The sequence below is a fragment of the uncultured Duncaniella sp. genome, from assembly GCF_910577345.1.
Taxonomy (GTDB): Bacteria; Bacteroidota; Bacteroidia; order Bacteroidales; family Muribaculaceae; genus Duncaniella.
This window is the reverse complement of sequence record NZ_CAJTMT010000018.1, coordinates 24,342-47,255: the sequence shown is the minus strand read 5'-3', so window position 1 is coordinate 47,255 and position 22,914 is coordinate 24,342. Positions and strand designations below refer to the sequence as shown.

The window sequence follows — 22,914 nt, the reverse complement described above, 5'->3', positions numbered from 1 at the left end:
AGTTAATTTGATGGTTTATTTTGTTCGCTTAGGCTCGAATTGAGCATCAATTTACGCAGAAAACGCAATTGGTCTGCAAAGTAAACACTTTTTTTTGGATTATTCAAACTCAAACTGTGAATTATTTCAAAAGCCTTGTCGTAACGGCGCCTGCGGATGTAGATTTTTGCAAGACTTTCACTCAGAGAGGTATCGGCCACCGGTTCTGTCACGACTGCGACGGGATGGTCGGCAGGGGGAGTGACGACGGTGGGAGCGGAATCCTCGGGCAGGTCGGATTTGTCGGGCAGGTCGGACCTGTCAGACTTGTCGGACTCGTCGGACTTGTCAGATTCGTCAGACTCGTCAGGCTGGTCCGATGGAGTGGAGGCTTGGTTGATGAAGGCTTCAATCAAGGTGTCCTGGAAGCTCTGGACCGGTGGGGTAGCGGACCGGGTGTCGGAGGCGTCGAGGGCGTCGAGGGCTTCGTGTTGTTCACGCTCCTCGCGGGCGAGAAGTGCGGAGTAGTCGGCGGTTGGGTGGAAAATGAGCCGTTCGAGCAAGGCATCTTCCTGCGGAGATGAGTGGCCGTAGGTTGAGAGGAAGGTGTCGATGACCTTTTCAGTCGTTACGGCAGCTTTTTTCTCGGCAGGGTAAAAGTTGCGCCATGTGTCGCGTTCCGGATCCGAAAGGGCTGCGAATGCGGCAGGGTCGGGAGCGTTGAGCGCAATCTGTCCCAAGAGTTTACGGCGTGTTTCGGAGGGCAACACGCTCCCTTCGCGCTGCATCATTGTGAGTGCGGGGAGTGTGAAAAAGGGATAATCTTTCATAAGCCGCTCCACGTCGGAAAGGCCGACCGGAATTTCAGGGTCGGCAAGCGCACGAAGGTAGCGGTTGAGAGCTTCATCCATTTTATGGGGGTGAGTTTTGAGTTGTTAGTTTTGAGTTGTCAGTTGTTAGTTGACAGTTTTGAGTTTTGAGTTGATAGTTTTGAGTTGATAGTTTTTAGCTTTTGACTTTTGACTTTGTGAGGGCTGGAGTTGTTGATGCGGCAGAAGTTATGGTGACGGTTAACTCACAACTCACAACTCACAACTCACAACTAAAAACCCACAACTATCTTACCAATCGCCGAGGGTGGCGTTGAAGATGAGGTCGACGAGTTCCTTGGAAATCTCGTTACAGAGCTGGTCCTGCACGTCCGTGAGCATTTCCGAACTGTCGAAGTCGCGGTAGGCACTGAAGGTCTGGTTGATGTCCTTGCCTTCAGCCTTGTTGTCAGTGTATGTGACCTTGACCTGGATGGTCAGTCGGGTGCGCGATGCGTAGGCATTCTCCGTGACGGCCTGAGGTGAGAGCTGATAGCCTGTAATCTCGCCTTCGAGCTGCAGGTCGGCGTTTGGAGTGTCGACGGTGCGGAGGCGGGTGTTTCGGGAAATATAGTCGAGAAGTTCGTTTTCAAACGTCTGTTGAAGAGGAGGGTAGACGAGCGCCGCACGGATGGGGAAGTTGGAGACATAGATGGTCTTGTAGACCGTGTAGTCAATCGCCGCACCATTGAGCTTGTAGCTGATGCGGCAGGCTGCCAATCCGCAGCAGAAGAGCAGGACGAGCAGAGAGCTGATTATATATTTGATGCGAAATGCTTTCATGGAAGTACAAAGTTACAACTTTCTTGAAAAAGTGCCAAAAAATACCTAACTTTGCAAGTCGTGAAAGCGCAAGTTAAGGATTATTATGAAATGAGCCTTGCGAGACGCTTGCGGGGTGGTTTTCACGATGCCATCCGAATATAGCAACTGCGGGATTTCGCGTCCCGATTACATCTCTCACACCATGAGTGAAACAGACACCAATCTCATAACTTCCCCCTACCGCCGTGGTGCCGACGACGGCTTTATTTTCGGCCTCTATCTGACGCTGATGTTTTTCGGACCTATTTTAGCTCCGAAAATGGCACTGTTCAGCTTGCTCTCGCTCCTGATGATGGTGGGGGTGCCGGTGGTGATTTTCTTTTTCATCCGGCGCTATGACCGTCAGTTGCAGGAGTGTGCCACATTCCCGATGATGTGGATGCTCGGAGTGGTCATCTTTGTGTGCGGAATGCTCATCGCGGGTGCGCTGATGGTCATCTACATGCAGTGGATAGCGCCCGACTTCGTTCTGACTCAGCTTCAAGGTGTGGTCGAGCTTGGACGGCAGGCTCCCGGGACGGCTCTCGCCGAGGCAGCCGACATTGCCTCGCAGATGATCGAGGCCAATTTCATCCCGTCGCCGATAGCTATCGTGTCGGAACTGATTATGGCTGCTATCGTGAGCGGTTCGCTGCTCTCGATTCTCATAAGCTCGTTTTTCGCGCTGAAACACAAGACATCGCGCCAGCGCCGCTCGAACAACTGAACAAAACTCTTCTCATCAAAACCAACCCAAGAACCAAAACAATCTACAAAGGACAACAATGGATATATCAGTGGTCGTTCCCCTCTACAACGAAGCCGAGTCGCTCCCGGAGCTTGCAGCCTGGATTGAGCGCGTCATGACTGACCACGACTTCTCGTATGAAGTAATTTTTGTCGACGACGGAAGCACGGATGATTCATGGAAAGTAATCAACAAGCTTTCCTCCAAGAATCTCGCCATCCACGGCATATCGTTCCGCCGCAACTATGGCAAGTCGCCGGCTCTCAACACCGGTTTCAAGGCCGCGCAGGGCGATGTGGTGATAACTATGGATGCTGACCTTCAGGATTCGCCGGATGAAATCCCCGATCTTTATCGTATGATCATGCGCGACGGTTATGACCTCGTGTCGGGCTGGAAGCGCAAGCGCTACGACCCCCTGTCGAAGACCATCCCGACCAAGCTTTTCAACGCTACGGCCCGCAAGGTGAGCGGAATCAAGAATCTGCATGATTTCAACTGCGGTCTGAAGGCCTACAGGCTTGAGGTCGTTAAGCACATCGAGGTCTATGGCGACATGCACCGCTATATTCCCTATCTTGCCAAGAATGCGGGATTTACCCGTATCGGCGAGAAGGAGGTGCATCATCAGGCACGCAAATACGGCACGACCAAGTTTGGCCTTGACCGTTTCGTGAACGGTTATCTTGACCTTGCCACTCTCTGGTTCACCGGAAAGTTCGGAGCGAAACCTATGCACTTCTTCGGCCTTCTTGGGTCGCTGATGTTTATCATCGGTTTCATTGCTGTGATGGTTGTCGGGTTTGGTAAGCTGTGGGCTATGGCTCACGGTGAGCCTTACCGTCTTGTGACCGATTCGCCTTATTTCTTCCTTGCGCTGACGATGATGCTTCTCGGAACGATGCTTTTCCTGACGGGGTTCATCGGTGAGCTGATTGTCCGCAATGCTCCGGGCCGTAATCACTACGAGATTAAGGAGCGTATCGGAGTCGAGGAATGATGAAATCCTCTTTGGTTCTGAAGGGTACAGAAGGACATAAGGTCAGAAGTGACAGAAGTTTTTTCGGTTATCTGATGTCAGTTGATGTTCACTTTCCCCTTTCCCTTTTCCATTTTGGATGAGCTGATGTAGAAATATTAATAAGAAAATAGATAAGCAAGTATATAAAAATAGATTAATAAGAATATGAAATCAAACGCATATCCTCAATTATACCGTCTTGCCGAGCAGCGTTATTCTTGCCGTGCATATTCGGACCGTAAGGTTGAACGTGACACTATCCTTACAGTGCTTGATGTGGCGCGCCTTGCTCCTTCGGCTTGCAACCGTCAGCCTTGGCTTTTCCTCGTGGCTGAGTCGGAAGAGAAGCGTGAGGCTATCCTTGGCAGCTACGACCGCGAGTGGGTTCGCACGGCTCCTTCGTTTATCGTTGCGTGTGGTCTGCACGATGAGGCATGGCACCGCGGATGTGATGGCAAGGATCATACGGATGTGGATGTGTCCATTGCAGTGGAACATCTCTGTCTGGCTGCCACATCGCTCGGTCTCGCAACATGCTGGATCTGCAATTTCGATCCGAAGACTCTCAGCGAGGCTTTCGAGTTGCCCGAAGGTGTGGAACCGGTTGCTGTCATCTCCATCGGCTATCCCGCTGATGGCACTGAAGCCCCTGCTAAAAAACGCAAGGAACTCGACGAGATAGTTAAGTTTTGTTGACAAAGCAGCTTTGTCAAAGTATAGAGGGTAAAGTATAGAGTATAGATAATAGTTTTGAGGGAGAGGCCGGCAAGTGTAGGATTCGCTGCTGATAACTCAAAACTCATAACTGACAACTCCCAACTCAAAACTCCCAACTCAAAACTGACAACTGACAACTCAAAACTAACAACTCAAAACTAAAAAACTCTGAAAACTTTCTTCCATATAATAGTCATTGCAGTGTGCTCATGGATTGTCGTGAGTGCTTGCAGTAATGTGGGCTGTACGGAGAATCAGAATTCCGTGCCGTTGGCAGGATTTTATTCCATGTCGACCAAACAGTCCATCATGCCCGATTCGATAGCTGTCGGGGGTGTTGATGCGCCCAACGATAGTCTGCTTCTCGGCCCCGGGACCCGTGCTTCGCAGGTCTATCTGCCTTTCCGCTCTACGCGGCCATCGACGGAGTTCTATATCCAGTACAAACAGAAGAGCCTCGACTACCCCTGGCTTGTCGATACTTTGAAATTCGACTACACGGCCACTCCATATTTCGCATCGGAGGATTGCGGTGCGATGTATCACTATCTCATCACGAGTTTCACCTATACACGCCATCTCATTGATTCCGTGGCGGTGATCGATTCACTCATCACCAACATCGACATTGAGTCGATTCAGATTTTCTTCCGCACTTCCGATCCTGACGAGGGTGATGACGGTTCGGGAGATGACAATACCGGCGGAGATAATGAGGGCGGTGACGGCGGAGATGACTCCGGAAACGGTGGTGAGCCCGCAGGTGACGGCGGCGAGGCTTGAACTGACAGGTTTGAAAAACGATAGAAATGATCAGAACCCTACATAATATATATTCCATACTCGCGCCGTCGGCAAGACTGCTGGCGCTGCTGATAGTGGCCGCGGTCGGTCTGCAGATGTCGGCCCAGCGACGTGTGACCCCCGTGCAGCCCTCCGCTCCCGGCACCACTCCTAACGTGGAGCGGGAGAAGAAGATTGACCGCAGCCGACTGGTGGAGATGCCGGATGCCAACGGAAATGTGGTGCTTGTCGACACTGTGACCGGCAAGGAGTTTGTCGACTCGACTCTGCTTGCTGCACCTCCGAAGATGGAGTATCCGTTGCTTCATGAAGTGATTGTCGGTGTGAATCTCTGGAACGCCCTGATGCGCGCCACCGGTGCCCACTATGGACTCGGTGACGTATGGGCTGAGGTGAGTCTCCACAACCGTTATTTCCCGTTTCTCGCAATCGGTTTCGATAACTGCAACGACACGCCCGACGATATGAATTTCACGTTCCGAACTCCGGTGTCGCCCTACGTCAAGATCGGTGCGTCGTATAATTTTTTCTATAATTCCAATCCTGATTATAAGTTGCAGGTGGGAATGCGCTACGGTTTCACGAACTATAAGTGGGGAGTGGATGACGTGACTGTCGATGAAGGATATTGGGGCGATCCGTCGCATTTCACAATTCCTGACCAGAAGTCGACGGCCGGTTACTTCGAGCTTACCTTCGGACTGAAGGTGAAGGTGTTCAAGTCGTGGTCGCTCGGATGGAATATCATCTACCATTCAATCCTCCACGAGACGAAGAGTGCGGTTGGTAAGCCGATGTTTATTCCCGGCTATGGCAAGCGCGGATCGACCATGACAGGAAGTTTTTCGCTAATGTATACCATTCCGCTAAACAAAAAGAAAGAGCCGGAGGTTAGTAGTTTATAGAGCGAGCTTGTCAGCTCGCTTAGTATAGAGTATAAAGTATAGAGTATAGATAATAGTTTTGAGTTTTTAGTTTTGAGTTTTTAGTTTTGAGTTTTTAGCCTTTGGCCTTTGGCTTTTAATTTTAGCTGATGGCATCCGGCAGATAACTGCTTGTGACCTGCAATTCAAGGCTGACCACCGCAACTCCCAACTGGCAACCCGCAACTGACAACTCAAAACTGGCAACCCACAACTCAAAACTAACAACTCACAACTCAAAACTCCTACCCCTCCCTAAAAACTCATCACATGATCGAAAGAATTGTAATCATTGATAATGTTGACCCGGTCAGTTTTTACGGTGTCAATAACTGCAATATGCAGCTTATACGCAATCTCTTCCCGAAGCTCCGGATGGCTGCTCGCGGGTCGGTGATCAAGGTCATCGGTGATGACCATGAGACTGCTGAGTTCGAGAAACGCATCAAGGAACTGGAGGAGTATTGTATCAAGTACAATAAGCTTACCGAAGAGGTGATTCTCGACATTGTCAAGGGTAAGTCGCCCGAGACTCCCAAGAATGATGATGTCATCATCTACGGTATCAACGGTAAGCCTATCAGTCCGCGCAACACCAATCAGGCTCTCATGGTGAAGGCCGTGCGAGAGAATGATCTTACCTTCGCGCTTGGCCCTGCGGGTACCGGCAAGACATATCTTGCGATAGCCCTCGCGGTGCGCGCGCTCAAAAATCGTGAGGTGCGCAAAATCATCCTTTCGCGTCCGGCTGTCGAGGCCGGCGAGAAGCTCGGTTTCCTTCCGGGTGACATGAAGGACAAGATTGACCCATATCTGCAACCGCTCTACGATGCGCTGGAGGATATGATTCCGGCGGTTAAGTTGAAGGAGTACATGGAGACCAACGTCATCCAGATAGCTCCCCTCGCGTTCATGCGTGGCCGTACGCTTAACGATGCGGTCATCGTTCTCGATGAGGCGCAGAACACCACCGTGCAGCAGATTAAGATGTTCCTCACCCGTCTTGGCATGAATGCCAAGATGATAATCACCGGCGATGCTACGCAGATTGACCTTCCCAGGTCAGTCACATCGGGTCTGATTCAAGCTCTGAAGGTGCTGAAGGATGTGCCCGGTATCGGCAGAATCGAGTTCGGAAAGAAGGACATCGTCCGCCATGCCCTCGTGCAACGCATCGTCGATGCCTACAACCTCTTCGACAAGGAGCAGCAGGAGGAAAAGAAAGAAAACACCCCTTCGGAGGAAGAATAAACCTCCCTTGCCACGTCCTCCGTCTATGCGATGGAAGGGCACATAAGGACAAAAGGGCATAAGAAACATAAGATTTTTTCAGCTATTTGTTTGGTTGAAAGTTTTCAGTCGAAATATTGACAGAAAAGATTTCAGCTTCACGATAAACTGAAAAAATCTTATGTTTCTTATGCCCTTTTGTCTTTATGTACCCTTCTTTGTGTACCCTTCTTTGTCTTGATGTGCCTTTCCCTCAAACACGAGGGCGTGGGATTAGAATTCGGAGAAGCAGTAGGGGAGGAGGGATTTGACGGAGGGGAAGATGAATATGCGTTCTTTGCCTGCGAGGAGGACCGGGACATCTTCTCCGGCGAGGGTCTCATATTCAAGGAGCACCTGACGGCAGGCTCCGCAGGGTGAGATGGGGGATTGGAGCTCATTCCCGTCAGTTCCGCGGGCTGCAATCGCTATGGCTGTGAAGCGTGCGTCGGGATAGGTCGAATGGGCATAGAAGGCGCTTGTGCGTTCGGCGCATGTGCCGGAGGGATAGGCGGCGTTTTCCTGGTTGGAGCCGCTGACAATCTCACCGTTGGAGAGTGCGATGGCTGCGCCGACGTGAAATTTGCTATAGGGGGCATAGCTGCGGTATGTGGCCTTGCGCGCTGTCGTGACGAGCTCTTGCCAGAGGGGGGAGAGTTCGTCGAAATGCGCTTCCTTGACGGGAATTACGATGTCGAAAGTTTTCATTGGTCAATTATATTGTTGGTAAGAATTCTTGCCGGTGGTTGCGAGATTGAGGAGGTTGCGGCAACCGTCTTCGAGAAGGTCGAGGACAAGCTCGAAGCCCTCGGAACCTTCATAGTATGGGTCGGGGACATAGTCGTAGCGGGCTCCTTTAGAGAAGAATGCAGCCATAGGGATAACCTTGCGTGCAGCCTCGACCGATGGAGCGAGCTGACGGAGATTGGAGGCATTGGAGGCATCCATAGCCACAATCAGGTCAAAGTCGTTGAAATCCTCGACGTCGACCTGACGTGCGCGGTGAGTAAGCTCCAATCCACGCTGACGGGCATGGACACGCATACGGCGGTCGGGGAGGTCGCCGATATGGTAACGGCCGGTTCCGGCAGAGTCAATGACCCAGTTGGCAGGCTTGTCTTCGCGCTCGACGAGGTCGCGCATGATACCTTCGGCTGCGGGTGAGCGGCAGATGTTGCCGAGGCATACGAAGAGTACGCGCAGTGGCCCTTCATCCTTGCGTGAGGCTATGAGTTCGCTGATATGTCGTTCGGTATTCTTGTCTGTCATGACGGTTGTTTGGTTTTGAAGGTGATTTACGGAGAGAGGTGGAGTCGGGAGATTTACAAAAGTAATAAATTTAACGCTTAAGTCCGAGGAAACGTTGAAAAAAGCGTCTCCGCAGCCGTTGTGGCTTGCAGAGACGCCTTCAGTTATAACTACTAACCTTCGGGTTGGCTTGAAGATGTCAGAGGGAGGTTTTCAGACTGCCTCTTAGTCTTCAAGATCCTTGGGGATGGCTACGATGCGGAGTTTGCAGTCGCGGATGAATTCAAGGATGTTGTCGCGTTCTGGAGTAGGTTCCACGTCGGCTTCGATACGCTGGAGGGCGTTGAACACCGATGTGCCTGTCTGATAGATGTGGCGATAACACTTTGCGATGTCGTCGATGCGCTCCTCCTTGATGCCCTGACGGCGGAGGATTGTCGCGTTCACACCGAAATATGCAGTCGGGTTGTGGGCCATGATGCAGAAGGGGGGCACGTTGCCGGTGATGCGGCAGCCACCCTTGACGAGCACCCAGTCGCCGATGCGGGAATTCTCATGCACGACCACGCTTGACGAGAGAATGGTACATTCGCCAATCTCGACATCGCCTGCGATGGACACGTTGTTGCCGATTACGTCCTTGCCCTTGAGGTGGGAGTCATGGCCGACATGGGAGTTGGCCATGAGGAAGGAACCGGAACCGATGCGTGTGCCGCCTTCGGTGTTGATGCCACGGTTGATGATGACATTCTCACGGATCACCACATTGTCACCGACGAAGCAGTAGGTGAAACCACCTTTCCAGCGGAAATCCTGAGGGTCGGCTCCGACGATGGCTCCTTGATAGACCTTGCAGTTTTTGCCGAGGCGGGTGCCGCGGATGATGCTTGCAAAGGGCATGATGACAGTGTTGTCGCCGATTTCCACGTCCTTGTCAATGTAGGCGAAGGGATGGATGGTGACGTTCTCGCCGATTTTGGCCGAGGGGTCGATATGTGCTTTGTCGCTAATCATGATGGTTGGTTTAAAGGTGTTAGCAGATTGTAAGAGTGTGTCTAAAAATAAATGTTAACACGAGGGCGACCAATCTTTGAGAGATTTTTTCTTAACGATAAGGGAGTGTGGCCTTTGCCACTCGACCGCAGAGTTAAGAAAAAAGCGCCAAAGAGTGGTCGTGCAGGGTTATCAATTATCAATTCACACATATTTAATTAATGATTCTAAATTTATCGATTACATAGAATATGTCTGTGAAAGTTACCTCAGCCTCCCGTCTTTCGGGTGTATTTTGTGCTTTGTCTCAGTCGTGTACATCAAGTACACTCCTTCAACTGCAGCACAAAATCCTCTCCGAAATACGGGACCCTCGTATTAACATTTCTTTTTGGACACACTCTAATTATCGGCCGCCGCCAAGGTTCTGGTAGAGGTTGATGATCGAACGGGCGGTGGTGAGGTTTGTAGTGATCTGTGCGGTCTGGGCAGCAAGAAGGTTCTTCTGGGCAGTGAGGACTTCGAGATAGGTTGTCGAACCGTCGAAGAGGAGGAGTTCGTTGGTGATTTCAACCGATTTTTCGAGATTCTCTACCTGAAGGGTGAGCCACTGTTGCTTCTGTACGCTCTTCTCATAGACGGTCATGGCGTCGCTCACATCGGCGGCAGCGCTCATGATGGTGTATTCGAAGTTGTTGAGGGCCTGCTGCTGCTGAGCCTTTGCCGCTTCAAGACGGGCGATGTTCTGACCGCGGGCGAAAAGGGGAGCGGTGAGGCTTCCTGCAAGCTGGATGAACCAGTCGCCGGGGTTCTGCACGAATGAGCCGAGGAGGTTGGTGAAACCACCGTTGGCAGTGATGTTGATGCTCGGGTAGAAGGCTGCACGGGCGGAAGCTGTCGAATAGAAGGCCGAGGCAAGCGACATTTCAGAGGCGCGGACATCAGGACGGACAGCAAGCTCGGCCATGGGGATGGCTGTGCGCTTCATGACCGGAACATTGATGGATGCCTCGGGGGAGATTGTCCACTTCTGTGGCATCTGATTGAGCAGGAGCGACATGGTGTTGTTGGCCTCGTGGAGCGACATTTCGATGTCGGTGATGGAAGCCTCGATGCTGTAGTACTGGGCAAGGCTCTGGACAACGGCATCCTCTCTCAGACGGCCGGCTTCCTTGAGGTTGCGCATCACCTGAACGCTCTCTTTCCAGAGTTCGGAGGTCTCGCGTGAAAGTTTGAGTTGTGCTTCAAGAGCTGCAATCGAGTAGTAGCACTGGGCGACACCTGCGATTATCTGCGAACGTACAGCCTGCTCATAGGCACGGGCCTGAAGCTCGGCAGCCTGTGCGCCACGCTTGGAGTTGAGGAGTTTGCCGAACACGTCGATTTCCCAGTTGACGGCGAGAGGGAGCTGGTAGGTCCAGTTGAAGTCGTTGCTTGCATACTTGGCGCCTGCGCCGTTGGGCGAGAATGTGAGCGAGGGGAGGTAGCTCAGTTTGGCACCCTTGAGCTGAGCGTGGGCGATGTCGACGTTGAGCTTGGCGTTGCGGAGGTCCTTGTTGGCAGCGAGAGCGCGGTCGATGAGGTCGACGAGAGCGGGATCGGTGAAGACTGCGCGCCACGAGAGATTGCCGAATGCAGTCGAATCGTCCTGAATCTTAAGAGCCTCGGCATACTCCTTGACGAGTTGACTGTCGATTTTCTTAGCGTCGTATTTTTGATAAATCCCGCAACCGCTGAGCGCTGTCACGCTCAGTCCGGCTGCAAGGATAAGTGAAAAATTCTTGATTTTCATTGAGTGGGATGTTAACTGATGAAAAACAGTTGGAGGATTGGTTTAGTGGGAGGGAGTGTACTGCTCGATTTCGTTCTCGATGCCTTCATTGTCGGTGTCTTCCCACTTGAGCGGAGTAATCTTCTCCTGAATCTTCTGGAAGATGACGAAGAGGGCAGGCACGATGAGCACCTGGAGAATCATACCGATGAGCATACCTCCGATTGAACCTGCACCGAGGGCGCGGTTACCGTTTGCACCTGCACCTGTCGCGAACATCATCGGGAGAAGACCGATAATCATCGCAAGCGAGGTCATGAGGATAGGACGGAGACGGGCGGTGGCACCCTGGATGGCGGCATTGACAATCGACATACCAGTGCGGCGGCGTTCAACAGCGAACTCAACGATAAGGATGGCGTTCTTGGCAAGAAGACCGATGAGCATGATGAGCGCGATCTGGAGGTAGATGTTGTTGGAGATGCCGAAGATCTGGGCGAAGATAAATGTGCCCATGAGACCGAAGGGAATCGAGAAGATAACGGCCCAGGGGAGGATGTAGCTCTCATACTGTGCCGAGAGGAGCAGGTAGACGAAGAGGAGACAGAGGCCGAAGATGACGGCTGTTGTCGAACCTGCGCCTGTCGAAGCCTCCTCACGGGTCATACCGGAGTACTCATAGCCGAAGCCGGCAGGAAGAGTCTCGGCAGCGACGCGCTCGATGACGGCAAGACAGTCACCGGAGGTGTAGCCGGGAGCGGGCTGACCGGTCACGGAGATTGACTGGAACATGTTGAATCGGTTGAGAAGGTCAGGACCGTAAATCTTGGTCAGGGTGACGAAGTTCGAGAGCGATGCCATCTCCTTGCCGTTGCGCACCTTGATTGACGAAAGTGTCTCGGGGCTTACGCGGGATTCGGGGTTGGCCTGCATCATCACACGGTAGATTTTACCGAAACGGTTGAAGTTGGAGACATACATACCGCCATAGTAACCCTGAAGCGTGGTGAGGATGTCCTTGGGCGAGAGACCTGCCTGCTTGGCCTTTGCAGCGTCGATGTCAATCATGTACTGCGGGAAGGTCGGGTTGAAGGTGGTGTAGGCCATCTGGACCTCAGGCTGCTGGTTGAGTTTTGCGAGGAAGCCCTGGACAACGGCAAAGAAGTCGTTGATGTCGCCGCCTGTCTTGTCCTGCATCTTGAGCTCGAAACCGTTGGTCATGGAGTAACCGGTAATCATAGGGGGAGCGAAGATCATCACACGTCCGTCCTTGATGGCCGATGTCATGCCGTAGAGCTTGCCGAGGATTGCGTCGGAAGTCTGAGTGGCTTCCTTACGGTCTTCCCAGTGTTTGAGCTTGAGGATGAATGTACCGTAGGTGGCACCCTGACCGGCGAGGAAGCTATAGCCTGAAATTTTCTGGCGATACTCGATTTCGGGTACCTGTGCGAGGATTTTGTCGAGTTGGTCAAGGACTTCGTCGGTGCGTTCCTGTGAAGTTCCCGGGGGCATGTCGACCATACAGAAGAGCGTACCGGTATCCTCGCTCGGAACGAGGGTGGATGTTGTGATGCTCATGAGCCATACGAGGATTGCGACAGCTGCGGCAACGATGGCAAATGAGGTGATCTTGTGGTTGATGAAGAATGTGGTGAGTTTGTTGTAGAGTTTCAACACGCGGTTGAAGCCCTTTTCAAATCCCTGGTGGAAACGCTTGTTGAAGATGCCGAGGATGGTGATGACGGCAACAACGGAAGCGATGATGAGCTGGACGGGGTGTTCGGTGTTGTACCAGCCGAGTACCATGAATGTGATGGTTGCGGCGAGGAAGGCAAATGTCACCAGCGGGGGCATGTTGAGGGTGAAACGACGTTTAGCCTGACCCTTGACAGCATCGGCTGCAGCCCCGTAGGCTTTGCCCATGCGGTCCTTGAGAGAGGAGTTGTCGTCGTGACCTTTGAGGAATACCGCACAAAGCGCCGGTGAGAGGGTCAAGGCGTTCAAGGCCGAAAGACCGATGGCGATTGCCATGGTGAGACCGAACTGACGGTAGAACACACCTGTTGTTCCCGACATGAACGACACGGGGATGAACACGAGCATCATGACGAGGGTAATCGAGATGATGGCACCGCCGATTTCGCCCATCGCATCGATTGATGCCTTTCGTGCGCTCTTGTATCCTACGTCAAGTTTGGCATGGACCGCCTCGACGACCACAATCGCGTCGTCGACCACAATCGCAATCGCCAAGACGAGAGCCGAGAGAGTGATGAGGTTGAGCGAGAACCCGATGAGGTTCATGAAGAAGAAGGTACCCACGAGAGCCACGGGGATGGCGATTGCGGGGATGATGGTGGAGCGGATATCCTGGAGGAATACATATACCACAAAGAACACGAGGATGAATGCCTCGATGAGGGTCTTGATAACCTCGTGGATTGAAGCGTCAAGGAAGTCGTTGTTGTTCATCGGGACTGCGATGGCGAGACCTGCGGGGAGGTCTTTCTTCATGCTGTCGACCACCTTGAGACAGTCGTTGATGATCTGGGTTGCGTTGGAGCCTGCTGTCTGGAAGACGATACAGCTTGTTGAGGCGTAGCCGTTGAGTGAGTTGGAGAAACCGTAGGTCACACGTCCGAGCTCGACATCTGCCACGTCGCCGAGGCGGAGTACCTCGCCGGTGGGCTTGGCCGAAACGACGATGTCCTCGAACTGTTCGGGGGTCACGAGACGGCCTTTATACTTCATTGTGTACTGGAAGCTCTGGTCGCCCTGTTCGCCGAAGGCACCGGGGGCAGCCTCGATGTTCTGCTCGGCGAGAGCGTAGGAGATGTCGGTCGGGATGAGTCCATACTGTGCCATCACCTCGGGCTTGAGCCAGATACGCATCGAGTAGTCGGCACCGAAGCTCATGACGTCGCCCACACCTGACACACGCTGCAACTGCGGAATCATGTTGATTTTGGCGTAGTTGTCGAGGAACTCCTGAGTGTAGTTGCCCGATTCATCGTAGAGAGCCACCATGAGGAGCATCGAGGTCTGACGCTTCTGGGTGAGCACACCTACCTGGGTAACTTCGGCCGGGAGGAGGTTCTGGGCCTTTGCCACACGGTTCTGGACGTCGACGGCTGCCATGTCGGGGTTGAAGCCCTGTTCGAAGTAGACAGTGATGTCAGCCGAGCCGGTGTTGGTTGCGGTTGATTCCATGTAGGTCATGCCTTCCGCACCGTTGATTGATTCTTCAAGAGGTGCAATCACGGAGTTGAGCACGGCCTGCGCGTTTGCACCGGTATAGGTGGTTGACACGCGGATTGTCGGCGGTGCGATGTCAGGGAACTGGGTCACGGGAAGTGCGAAAAGTCCGATAAGACCCAGAAGGACGATGAAGATTGAAATCACCGTCGACAGCACCGGCCTGTTGATGAAAGTATCTAATTTCATTACTGATTCTTTATTCGTTGTTCAGCCGGAGGTTGGAGGTTGGAACCGGCTGATAGAAATGTGAATGAATTAATGTTTTTTATTTTGCTGCGGGAGCCTGAGCGGCTTCAGCGGGAGCCGCATCGGTCTTGGGAGCGACGGGGTTGATGGTCATGCCGTCCTGAAGTTTGGTGCCGACACCTTCGATGGCGATGCGCTGGCCAGACTGGAGACCGGTGTTGACCACGAAGTTCTTGCCATCGTTGTTGGCTTCAACAGTGATAGGGGTTGAAACAACCTTGTTGGAGTCGTTGACAACATAGACGAAGCGACGGTCCTGAAGCTCGAATGTGGCCTTCTGGGGGATAACGATGACAGCTTCCTTGTTGTCGGGAAGGATTATCTGGCCTGTGGCACCGCTGCGGAGAACGCCGTTGGGGTTGTTGAAGAGGGCGCGGACGCTTGAAGAACCTGTAGCGTTGTCGATGACACCCGAAACGGTGGCAACCTTGCCGGTGTAGGGGTAAATCGAGCCGTCGCTCATGCGGAGCTGCACTTCGGGCATAGCCTTGATGGCGGCATCCATTGTACGCTCTCCTTCACCGACAAGGTTGAGGAGGTCGTTCTCGGTGAGCGAGAAGTAAGCGTAGACCTGAGAGTTGTCGCTGACAGTTGTGAGGGGCTGGGCCGAAGAGGGTGAGGCGAGCGAACCTTCACGGTTGGGGATTGTGCCGACAACGCCGTCGCTGGGAGCGGTCACAACTGTGTAGGCGAGGTTTTTCTGAGCGGATGCCAGAGCTGCCTTGGCGTTGGCGAGCTGAGCCTGTGCCTGTGCGAGAGAGTTCTGGGAGAGCTGATATTCGTATTCGCTGATGATGTTTTTGTCGAAGAGTTTCTTTTTGTTGTCGGCAGTCATTTTGGCTGTGTTGACAGCGGTCTGGGCATTGTTGACAGCGGCTTTGGCCTGGTCAACGGCAGCCTGGAATGTAACCTGGTCGAGAGTGAAGAGGACTTGTCCCTTGTGGACACGCTGTCCTTCGTCAACATGGACTTTGGTGATGAATCCTGTCACCTGGGGACGGATGTCGATGTCGGTCTTACCCTTGATGGTCGCCGGGAATGTAGATTGCAGATCAGCCGACTGTGGAGTCAGGGTAATTGTTGCGATTTCGGGTGCGGGGGCCTGCATTTGCTGCTGCTGTTTCGAGCATGAGGGAAACAAGGCCACGGCTGCGAGCATGATTCCAATGCCGCTTTTCGATAACGCGATGGATTTCATTGTCATTCTTTTCGTTACTAATTATACCTATTTTTATATTATTTTCGGGAATTTAATATGCAAAGTTACCAATGATTTGGGCAATAAGCGAAAAATGTAACAATAAAAAATGTAAAATTAGCGAAAAGCCCCTCATTTGTTCTGTTTTTGACCAATTGAAAGAGGACGGTGACATTGAATTTATGACGTTATTCCGTATAGTTAGCGCTTCTCTGAGCTGATTTACCCGAAGGCTTTTAAGCAGGGTGAAGGATTTTAAATGGGTGGCCGACGGCGATTTGTCGGCTTAGTAAATTCTCCTTACCTTTGCACCCCGAATCAAATAAATCAATCATCATGGCCACTTTCTTTCAGAAATTGCGCGGGCTGACGAAGATGCCGACGTTCCACGTCCTTCTTGCACTCAGTGCCGCCCATTGTCTTAATGATTTGCTCCAGTCGGTGATCACTGCGGTCTATCCCATGCTCAAGGCTGATCTGGGAATCAATTTTGCCGAAATCGGTCTCATCACGCTTGTCTATCAGCTTGCGGCTTCGATTTTTCAGCCGGTTGTGGGCTATGCCTTTGACCGCCGTCCCTTTGTGTGGAGTCTGCCGATGGGTATGTGTTCCACTGCCATCGGTATCGTGCTTTTTGCATTCTGCACCACCCTTACCGGTATTCTTGTCGCTGTTTTCATGGTCGGAATCGGTTCGGCCACACTCCATCCGGAGGCATCGCGCATCACTTCGCTTGCAGGCCGTCAGCGCAGGGGCTTTGCCCAGTCGGTCTTTCAGGTTGGCGGAAATTTCGGCGGTTCGATCGGTCCGCTGCTCGTCGCGCTTATTGTCGCACCCCACGACCGCCGCTATGTGGCTTTCTTCCTGATTTTCGCTTTCATCTGCTTCTGGGCCATGAGGCCAATCTGCCGTTGGTATGCAGGCTATCTCCGTGACCTCCGTTCGCGTGAGGTCCGCGAGGAGCATAAGGCTCATCTGCCTCTGTCGCGCGCATATACTATATTTACTATATGCGTAATTATCGTGCTGATTTTCTCGAAGTATATCTATATGGCGAGTCTGTCGAGCTACTATACTTTCTATCTTATCGACCGTTTCGGGGTGTCGGTGTCGCTTTCGCAGGTGTTTCTCTTTGTGTTTGTTGTCTCGACTGCAGCCGGTACCCTTGTCGGAGGCCCGGTCGGTGACCGTTACGGCCGCAAGGCTGTGATATGGGTGTCGATTCTCGGCACAGCTCCGTTCTCCTTGCTCATGCCTCATGTCGGTCTGGCAATGACGGTGGTGTTGAGCTTCTGTGCGGGCTTCATGCTGTCGTCGGCTTTCCCTGCCATACTTCTTTATGCCCAGGAACTTCTTCCGACCAAGCTCGGTATGATTTCGGGTCTGTTCTTCGGCTTTGCTTTCGGCGTGGGTGGTATCGCATCGGCTGTGCTTGGTGATTTTGCTGACCGATATGGCATCGAGGCCGTCTACAATTTCTGTGCCTACACTCCGCTGCTTGGCATCGTCGCTGCTTTCCTCCCGAATCTTAAGAAAAAATCGCTCCCGGCTTAATCTACTCAATGTAGAACTGCCGGAAGGCACATAAGAATAAAAGCACTGCCGGAAGGGTACATAAGGACAAAAGGCCAGAAGGGACATAAAATTTTTTCATCATTTCGAAGTTTTGTTATTCATATTCTTCGATTGACGGAAAAACTTATGTCCCTTCTGGTCTTTTGTCCTTATGTGCCCTTCTCTTATTTGCCCTTATATGCAATGGTTGGGGTTAGAAGAGGCGTTGCTGGCCGGTGAGTTCGTCGCGGATTTCGTCGTCGCTGCGTTCGGGCTCGATAGCTGGAGTGCCCGAGGGCTGATCGCCGGGATTGTCGCCGTTGCCATCGGTCGAGGCGGTGTTTTCAGAGCCGGATGTTTCGTCGTCATCATCGTTCTCGTCCGTGCTGACAGGTTCGAGTTCGGTGATGGTGTCTATTTCGAAGGTGGTTAGGCGCTTGCCTTTGGCCTTGAATGATTTGACAGCGATAAAGTCCTTGGCCACTACCTCCATAGCCGGACGGAATGAGTCGGCACCTCCGAAAGTCACCTCCACGCGCAATCCAGGCTCGTCGCTGAGCAGCAGGAGCTGCGATTTCTCGTTTTCGCCGAGATAGCGCTGCGTCTTGGCCGACGGTTCAAAGGTGAAGCGTTTGATATAGGGGAATTTCTGGTCGGCATCGTTGAGAATGGCGGTCCAGACTTTGTGGGGCGCGAATTTCTCGATGCGTAGGATATTGTCGGGGTAGTGGTTTGATGCGTCGAAAGTGGAAGTATAGTATTCGCCGTTCTTCTGTATGACCAATACAAGGTCGCCGCTGTTGAATTCGCCGAGATAGTCGCCGCGTCCGTCATAGTTGAGGCGCATGACATCCGGGTCGAACCACACGTCGCGTCCACCGAGGGTCGAGCGTCCGGCTGCTTTGAGCGAGAAGCGGTGTACTTCATTGCGGGTGACGATATTGCCCATGGCACTGCGCCCCTTGATGGCAAGTTCGGAGAAATCGACATCAAACTGAAGGGTTTTCAGGCGCAGTTTGGGTTTGAGGGTGACTTTGACAACCTCGGCTTCACCGTTATGATTGACAGTGAACCAGCAGACGCGGCTGCCCGGCTCACCGGGGGTCAGGTTGTACTCCTTGTCGCGGGTGATACCGGTGACGAAGAAGCGTTTCATGTAGTAAGTGCCACCCTTGCCGTTCTGGTAGATGACATTGTAGACAGTGCGCTTGTCGTTGCGCTTGAACACGTCGACATGTATGATTCCTTTGCCGACAAACATCTTTTCCTGCACCTTGACCACTTTGTAGCGGCCATCCTTGTAGAAGATGATTATGTCGTCGATTGAGGAACAGTTGCAGAGGTATTCATCCTTCTTGAGCGAGGTGCCGATGAAGCCTTCTTCCCGGTCGATGTAGAGTTTCTCGTTGGCTTCGGCTACGGAGGCTGCCTGGATGTTGTCGAAGTTGCGGATGACGGTCATGCGCGGGTAGGCATCGCCGTATTTGTATTTCAGATTCTCGTACCAGCCGATGGTGTAGGCGGTGAGGTTGTCGAGCTTAGAGTTGAGGTCGGCTATGCGCTCATGGTAGGCGGCTATCTGTTCCTCACACTTGGCCACGTTGAATTTCAGGATTCGGCCCATCTTTATCTCGAAGAGACGGGTGATGTCATCGTCGGTGATTTCGCGGATGAAGATGTCTTTGAATTTTTCGAGGCGGCCGCGGATGTGGGCTATCGCCTGTTCGCGGTTCTCGCTTTCCTCATAGCCCTTGTCCTTATAGATTCGTTCCTCGATGAAGATGCGTTCGAGTGATGCGAAGTGGAGCTGCTCGCGCACTTCTCCGAGCTGTATTTTGAGTTCGGCTTCAAGGATGTCGCGGGTGCGGTCTACGTTGTGGCGCAGGACGTCGCTTACGCCGATGAAATGGGGCTTGTTGTCGGAGATGACGCAACAGTTGGGTGAGATGGACACCTCGCAGTCGGTGAATGCATAGAGCGCGTCGATGGTCTTGTCGCTCGATGTTCCGGGCAGGAGGTAGACGATCACGTTGGCGGTCTGTGCGGTGTTGTCGACAACGGAGCGGATCTTTATCTTTCCGGCTTCCTGGGCCTTGACAATGGACTCGATGAGCGTCGCGGTCGTCTTGCCGTAAGGGATTTCAGTGATGGCGAGGGTCTTGTTGTCGATTTTCTCGATTTTGGCACGGATTTTCACCACGCCGCCACGTTCGCCGTCGTTGTAGCGCGACACATCAATCGAGCCTCCGGTGAAGAAGTCGGGGTAGAGGGTGAATTCCTCGCCACGGAGATAGGCGATGGCTGCGTCAATGATTTCGTTGAAGTTATGGGGGAGGATTTTTGATGAGAGACCTACGGCGATACCTTCGGCGCCTTTCGAGAGAAGGAGGGGGAATTTTACGGGGAGGGTTACTGGCTCTTTCTTTCGGCCGTCGTAGCTGAGGGTCCATTCGGTGACCTTGGGATTATAGACCACGTCGAGGGCGAATTGCGAGAGACGGGCTTCGATGTAACGGCCTGCGGCGGCACCTGCGCCTGTGAGCGTGTTACCCCAGTTTCCCTGTGTCTCGACGAGGAGTTCCTTCTGACCGAGTTGCACGAGGGCTTCGTAGATTGACGCGTCGCCGTGAGGGTGAAACTGCATGGTGTTGCCGACGATGTTGGCCACTTTGTTGAAGCGACCGTCGTCGAGAAGTTTCATCGAATGGAGTATGCGTCGCTGCACGGGTTTGAGGCCGTCCTCGATATTGGGGACGGCGCGCTCAAGAATCACATAGCTCGCATAGTCGAGGAACCAGCTCTGATACATGCCGCGCAACTGATGGCGGATTGTGTCGTTGGTCGTGTCGACTATAATCTTGGGGTCGAAGTTTTCGGAATGTCCGGGTGAATTGTTTTCCGGCACAAGGCCTTCGTTATCCTCCATGGCATCCGTAGGAAAGGTGTCCTCGCTCATAAATCATTGTTTTTCTATGGCAAAAGTACAAAAAAATCCTCGTTTTTCCTATAGTTTGATTTTTCGGCGGAAGGATGTCTTGTCGGTCGGCTGTCTGATTGTGGCAAATTGCTACGAAAAGGTGCTGTTTTCGCCCAAAAACCATCAAGTTTGCTTTAAAAATGACGATAATGCTAAAAAATATGTTAAAATCAAGCATTTTGTTGCTGAAAAATTTGTGGGGTATGCGGAAAGTGCTTAACTTTGCAATGTGTTTTTCATGGTATTAGATTTAAGGTTAACTAAGATTGGTTGTCGAGAGACAATCAATTCTTTTTTTATACCTACCCGAATGGAGTTTTGGCTTTTGGCTGTGGGATGAGTTAATTTTTTTGAATCTTGAGTCCGGGTGGCGGTTGAGGAGCGTTATAATTGTTATATTGCTGAGGATTGACTTTAACTGTTGGTGGAATGTGTTTAAACTATAAGTGAAGGATTTAATCCGTCAGTGAATTTTATGTAATCTATTAATGAAATGCTTTAACTTTTATGGAAATGCGCTATCTTTGCAAAAAGATGTGTGGTATTCACCGATTAACAACTAAAGATTATGACTCAGCTTGTATTGAATATTTCCGACCCCTCCGTGTTGCCCACACTGAAAAAAGTGGTCAAGGCTTTCAATGGTGTCTCCATCGCACCGGCCAAGAAGAAAGCCGTGGCTTTGGCCAAGAAGGAAAAGAAGGCTAAATGTGGCCTCGATGAAGCCCTCGAGGATGTGAGGGAGGGGAGGGTCTCAGGTCCTTTTGATTCTTTTGACGAACTTTTGGCGCATGTGATGAAATGAGCTATTCAGTCCTTACAACTAAAAGGTTTGACAAAGCTTTAAAGAAGTGTGTCAAACGTGGCCTTGATTTATCTAAATTGAAGACCGTTTATGAATTGCTTAAGGAATCCGGTTCTCTTCCTCCTCAGTATCGTCCTCATAAGCTCTCGGGTGACTATGATGGCTGCTGGGAGTGTCATATCCAGCCTGATTGGCTTCTGATATGGGAGCAGAACGATACTGAACTGGTGTTGCTGATGCTCGACACCGGCTCGCACAGCGATTTGTTCGGTTGATCAATCGCCAGGTTTGTTTTATTGGCGGATTTTATATTTCCGGTTTTTATTTCTATGCTGTTGCGGACGCTTTGAAAAGCGTCCCTACAGGGCGACCGCTTGTCTGTCAATTGGCTATGTTGGATGGGTGGGTGTATGAGAAAATAAATAAGGAGTCCGGTTTGTGCCGGACTCCTTATTTATTGGAGATTGTCTATTTTTTGATGGTTGTCCCGGAGGGATAACCTCGTTCTTGACAAGTGATATTACTTGTTGATGAACTTCTTGCCGTTCTGGATGAGGATGCCCTTGTAGTCTTTGGTCACACGCTGGCCGAGGACATTGTAGATGGGAGCATCGGGGTTGAGGGTGTCGTCAGCTATGATGCTGTCGATAGCAGAGTCGCCACCCTTTGCAGTGAATTCGAAACCATAGAGGCCAACCTGGCTCTTAGTGTTGAATACATAGTATGTTTTGTCAGCTTCTACGGGGAAGGTCAGATAACCGAGAATCTGACGATTCTGAGTGATGCCGTTAGTGTGTTGGATGACATAATCTTCGGGCATCTTGCCTACGTTGAGATATTTGGCATCGCCGTCGTCAACATTGCCTTCAAACACAAATCCGGTGTTCTGATAGAAAATCGCTACGTCGATGTCTGTGTTGGGGATAGGCTGTTTGGTTGCAGCGTCTACGATATAGGTGGGATTAGCATTCTTGTTTCCAAAAAATGCAATTTTAAGTGAACCGGCGGAAGCTACATCAAATTTCCAGTATGCGCCCTTTGCAGGCATGTCCATTCCGGGTTCCCAATAGGAGCCAAAAACGCGGTGAGCTGTTCCATTATCTGTTTCCTCATCGAATTCCCAATGGAGTGCTTCGGGATTGCCCTGACCCATGAGGTATTGAGAGAATTGAGGGGTGCATCCCTCAACAATGAGAGCGTCATTACCGTCTACAGAACCTTTAAGTTGCCATGCGCTGGCAGCGGTTTCGATCTTCTTGTCACCATTGGGGGTTGATTCACCGGTCATGGTAACGCCGTTAACCTTCACTACGATAGTCGAAGTTTTGAGTGAAGAAGGAATAGAAGTGTCAGGAGCATCAGCTGTGCCACCCCCATAGATACCTTGAGTCAGGGTTTCGAGAGTTGCGTTTTCAAGGTTATAGTCGGCTGCTTTCCAGATTTCCTGGGCGTTTACTGACCATGCCATGCAAGCCACGGCTGCGAGAGTAAAGATTTTCTTCATAAAAATAAAATTTAAGGATGAATGGTATTATATTTTGTAAAAGTTAGTCGGATAAAACCTCTATATTTTTCTTTGGGCTCCGGAGGACGCCTTTTTTATGAATCGTGGTAATTATTGTATTTTTGATGCGGGCAAAATTACAAAATATTTTGAAAATAAAACTCTTTTTCAGCTTTTATTTTCAATAGTTTCGAAATTTATATGATTTTATCTGATGACAGGGGAC

20 protein-coding genes are annotated in these 22,914 nt (G+C 51.6%); 10 read left to right on the top strand and 10 right to left on the bottom strand.

Annotated elements, in window-relative coordinates; all coding sequences use genetic code 11:
* Positions 1-2: 2 nt before the first annotated feature.
* Both QZ310_RS09075 and QZ310_RS09070 read right to left on the bottom strand, forming a co-directional pair.
* Complete coding sequence (locus QZ310_RS09075; RefSeq protein WP_297072185.1) at positions 3-890, bottom strand: hypothetical protein; 888 nt, start codon at positions 888-890, stop codon at positions 3-5.
* A gap of 210 nt (positions 891-1,100) precedes the next feature.
* A complete protein-coding gene (locus QZ310_RS09070; protein WP_297072184.1) occupies positions 1,101-1,631 on the bottom strand; it encodes an LptE family protein in 531 nt (176 codons plus the stop codon).
* 184 nt (positions 1,632-1,815) lie between these two features.
* Here QZ310_RS09070 and QZ310_RS09065 point away from each other — a divergent pair, with 184 nt between their 5' ends.
* The 6 genes from QZ310_RS09065 to QZ310_RS09040 all read left to right on the top strand — a co-directional run bounded on the left by QZ310_RS09065 (position 1,816) and on the right by QZ310_RS09040 (position 7,116).
* Positions 1,816-2,379 carry a DUF4199 domain-containing protein gene (locus QZ310_RS09065; RefSeq protein WP_297072183.1) on the top strand — a complete coding sequence of 188 codons (564 nt, stop codon included), beginning with the start codon at positions 1,816-1,818 and terminating at the stop codon, positions 2,377-2,379.
* Positions 2,380-2,437: 58 nt separating this feature from the next.
* The gene (locus tag QZ310_RS09060; RefSeq protein WP_297072182.1) at positions 2,438-3,400 is read left to right on the top strand and encodes a glycosyltransferase family 2 protein; all 963 of its coding nucleotides are present in this window, start codon (positions 2,438-2,440) and stop codon (positions 3,398-3,400) included.
* 186 nt (positions 3,401-3,586) lie between these two features.
* Positions 3,587-4,117 carry a nitroreductase family protein gene (locus QZ310_RS09055; protein WP_297072181.1) on the top strand — a complete coding sequence of 177 codons (531 nt, stop codon included), beginning with the start codon at positions 3,587-3,589 and terminating at the stop codon, positions 4,115-4,117.
* A 240-nt stretch (positions 4,118-4,357) separates the two neighbouring features.
* On the top strand, positions 4,358-4,921 hold the full coding sequence (locus tag QZ310_RS09050) for a DUF6452 family protein (protein WP_297072180.1): 564 nt from the start codon (positions 4,358-4,360) through the stop codon (positions 4,919-4,921).
* Between the two features lie 26 nt (positions 4,922-4,947).
* Positions 4,948-5,847 (top strand): DUF6048 family protein, encoded by a 900-nt coding sequence (locus QZ310_RS09045; protein WP_297072179.1) that lies wholly within the window; start codon positions 4,948-4,950, stop codon positions 5,845-5,847.
* Between the two features lie 288 nt (positions 5,848-6,135).
* On the top strand, positions 6,136-7,116 hold the full coding sequence (locus QZ310_RS09040) for a PhoH family protein (RefSeq protein ID WP_297072178.1): 981 nt from the start codon (positions 6,136-6,138) through the stop codon (positions 7,114-7,116).
* Positions 7,117-7,368: 252 nt separating this feature from the next.
* Here QZ310_RS09040 and QZ310_RS09035 read toward each other — a convergent pair whose 3' ends face one another.
* The 6 genes from QZ310_RS09035 to QZ310_RS09010 all read right to left on the bottom strand — a co-directional run bounded on the left by QZ310_RS09035 (position 7,369) and on the right by QZ310_RS09010 (position 15,854).
* Positions 7,369-7,842 carry a cytidine deaminase gene (locus tag QZ310_RS09035; RefSeq protein ID WP_297072177.1) on the bottom strand — a complete coding sequence of 158 codons (474 nt, stop codon included), beginning with the start codon at positions 7,840-7,842 and terminating at the stop codon, positions 7,369-7,371.
* A 3-nt stretch (positions 7,843-7,845) separates the two neighbouring features.
* Positions 7,846-8,403, bottom strand: coding sequence for a low molecular weight protein-tyrosine-phosphatase (locus tag QZ310_RS09030; protein WP_297072176.1), 558 nt, complete (start codon positions 8,401-8,403; stop codon positions 7,846-7,848).
* 204 nt (positions 8,404-8,607) lie between these two features.
* On the bottom strand, positions 8,608-9,396 hold the full coding sequence (gene lpxA / locus QZ310_RS09025) for an acyl-ACP--UDP-N-acetylglucosamine O-acyltransferase (protein ID WP_297072175.1): 789 nt from the start codon (positions 9,394-9,396) through the stop codon (positions 8,608-8,610).
* A gap of 385 nt (positions 9,397-9,781) precedes the next feature.
* A complete protein-coding gene (locus tag QZ310_RS09020) occupies positions 9,782-11,167 on the bottom strand; it encodes a TolC family protein (RefSeq protein ID WP_297072174.1) in 1,386 nt (461 codons plus the stop codon).
* A 42-nt stretch (positions 11,168-11,209) separates the two neighbouring features.
* On the bottom strand, positions 11,210-14,590 hold the full coding sequence (locus QZ310_RS09015; protein WP_297072173.1) for an efflux RND transporter permease subunit: 3,381 nt from the start codon (positions 14,588-14,590) through the stop codon (positions 11,210-11,212).
* A 79-nt stretch (positions 14,591-14,669) separates the two neighbouring features.
* Entirely contained in the window at positions 14,670-15,854 is a 1,185-nt protein-coding gene (locus tag QZ310_RS09010; protein WP_297072172.1) for an efflux RND transporter periplasmic adaptor subunit, read from the bottom strand.
* A gap of 330 nt (positions 15,855-16,184) precedes the next feature.
* Here QZ310_RS09010 and QZ310_RS09005 point away from each other — a divergent pair, with 330 nt between their 5' ends.
* Positions 16,185-17,402, top strand: a complete 1,218-nt coding sequence (locus QZ310_RS09005) for an MFS transporter (protein WP_297072171.1) — start codon at positions 16,185-16,187, stop codon at positions 17,400-17,402.
* A gap of 214 nt (positions 17,403-17,616) precedes the next feature.
* Here QZ310_RS09005 and QZ310_RS09000 read toward each other — a convergent pair whose 3' ends face one another.
* Positions 17,617-20,358, bottom strand: a complete 2,742-nt coding sequence (locus QZ310_RS09000) for a DNA gyrase/topoisomerase IV subunit A (RefSeq protein ID WP_297072170.1) — start codon at positions 20,356-20,358, stop codon at positions 17,617-17,619.
* Between the two features lie 16 nt (positions 20,359-20,374).
* Between QZ310_RS09000 and QZ310_RS08995 the strand changes: the two genes are divergently transcribed.
* From QZ310_RS08995 to QZ310_RS08985, 3 genes are all read left to right on the top strand, one after another.
* Positions 20,375-20,599 carry a hypothetical protein gene (locus QZ310_RS08995; RefSeq protein ID WP_297072169.1) on the top strand — a complete coding sequence of 75 codons (225 nt, stop codon included), beginning with the start codon at positions 20,375-20,377 and terminating at the stop codon, positions 20,597-20,599.
* A 348-nt stretch (positions 20,600-20,947) separates the two neighbouring features.
* The gene (locus QZ310_RS08990; protein ID WP_297072168.1) at positions 20,948-21,184 is read left to right on the top strand and encodes a hypothetical protein; all 237 of its coding nucleotides are present in this window, start codon (positions 20,948-20,950) and stop codon (positions 21,182-21,184) included.
* Positions 21,181-21,459 carry a type II toxin-antitoxin system YafQ family toxin gene (locus QZ310_RS08985; RefSeq protein ID WP_297072167.1) on the top strand — a complete coding sequence of 93 codons (279 nt, stop codon included), beginning with the start codon at positions 21,181-21,183 and terminating at the stop codon, positions 21,457-21,459. Before QZ310_RS08990 ends, QZ310_RS08985 begins: the two co-directional genes overlap by 4 nt.
* A 245-nt stretch (positions 21,460-21,704) precedes the next feature.
* Here QZ310_RS08985 and QZ310_RS08980 read toward each other — a convergent pair whose 3' ends face one another.
* Positions 21,705-22,688 (bottom strand): hypothetical protein, encoded by a 984-nt coding sequence (locus QZ310_RS08980; RefSeq protein WP_297072166.1) that lies wholly within the window; start codon positions 22,686-22,688, stop codon positions 21,705-21,707.
* Positions 22,689-22,914 lie beyond the last annotated feature (226 nt).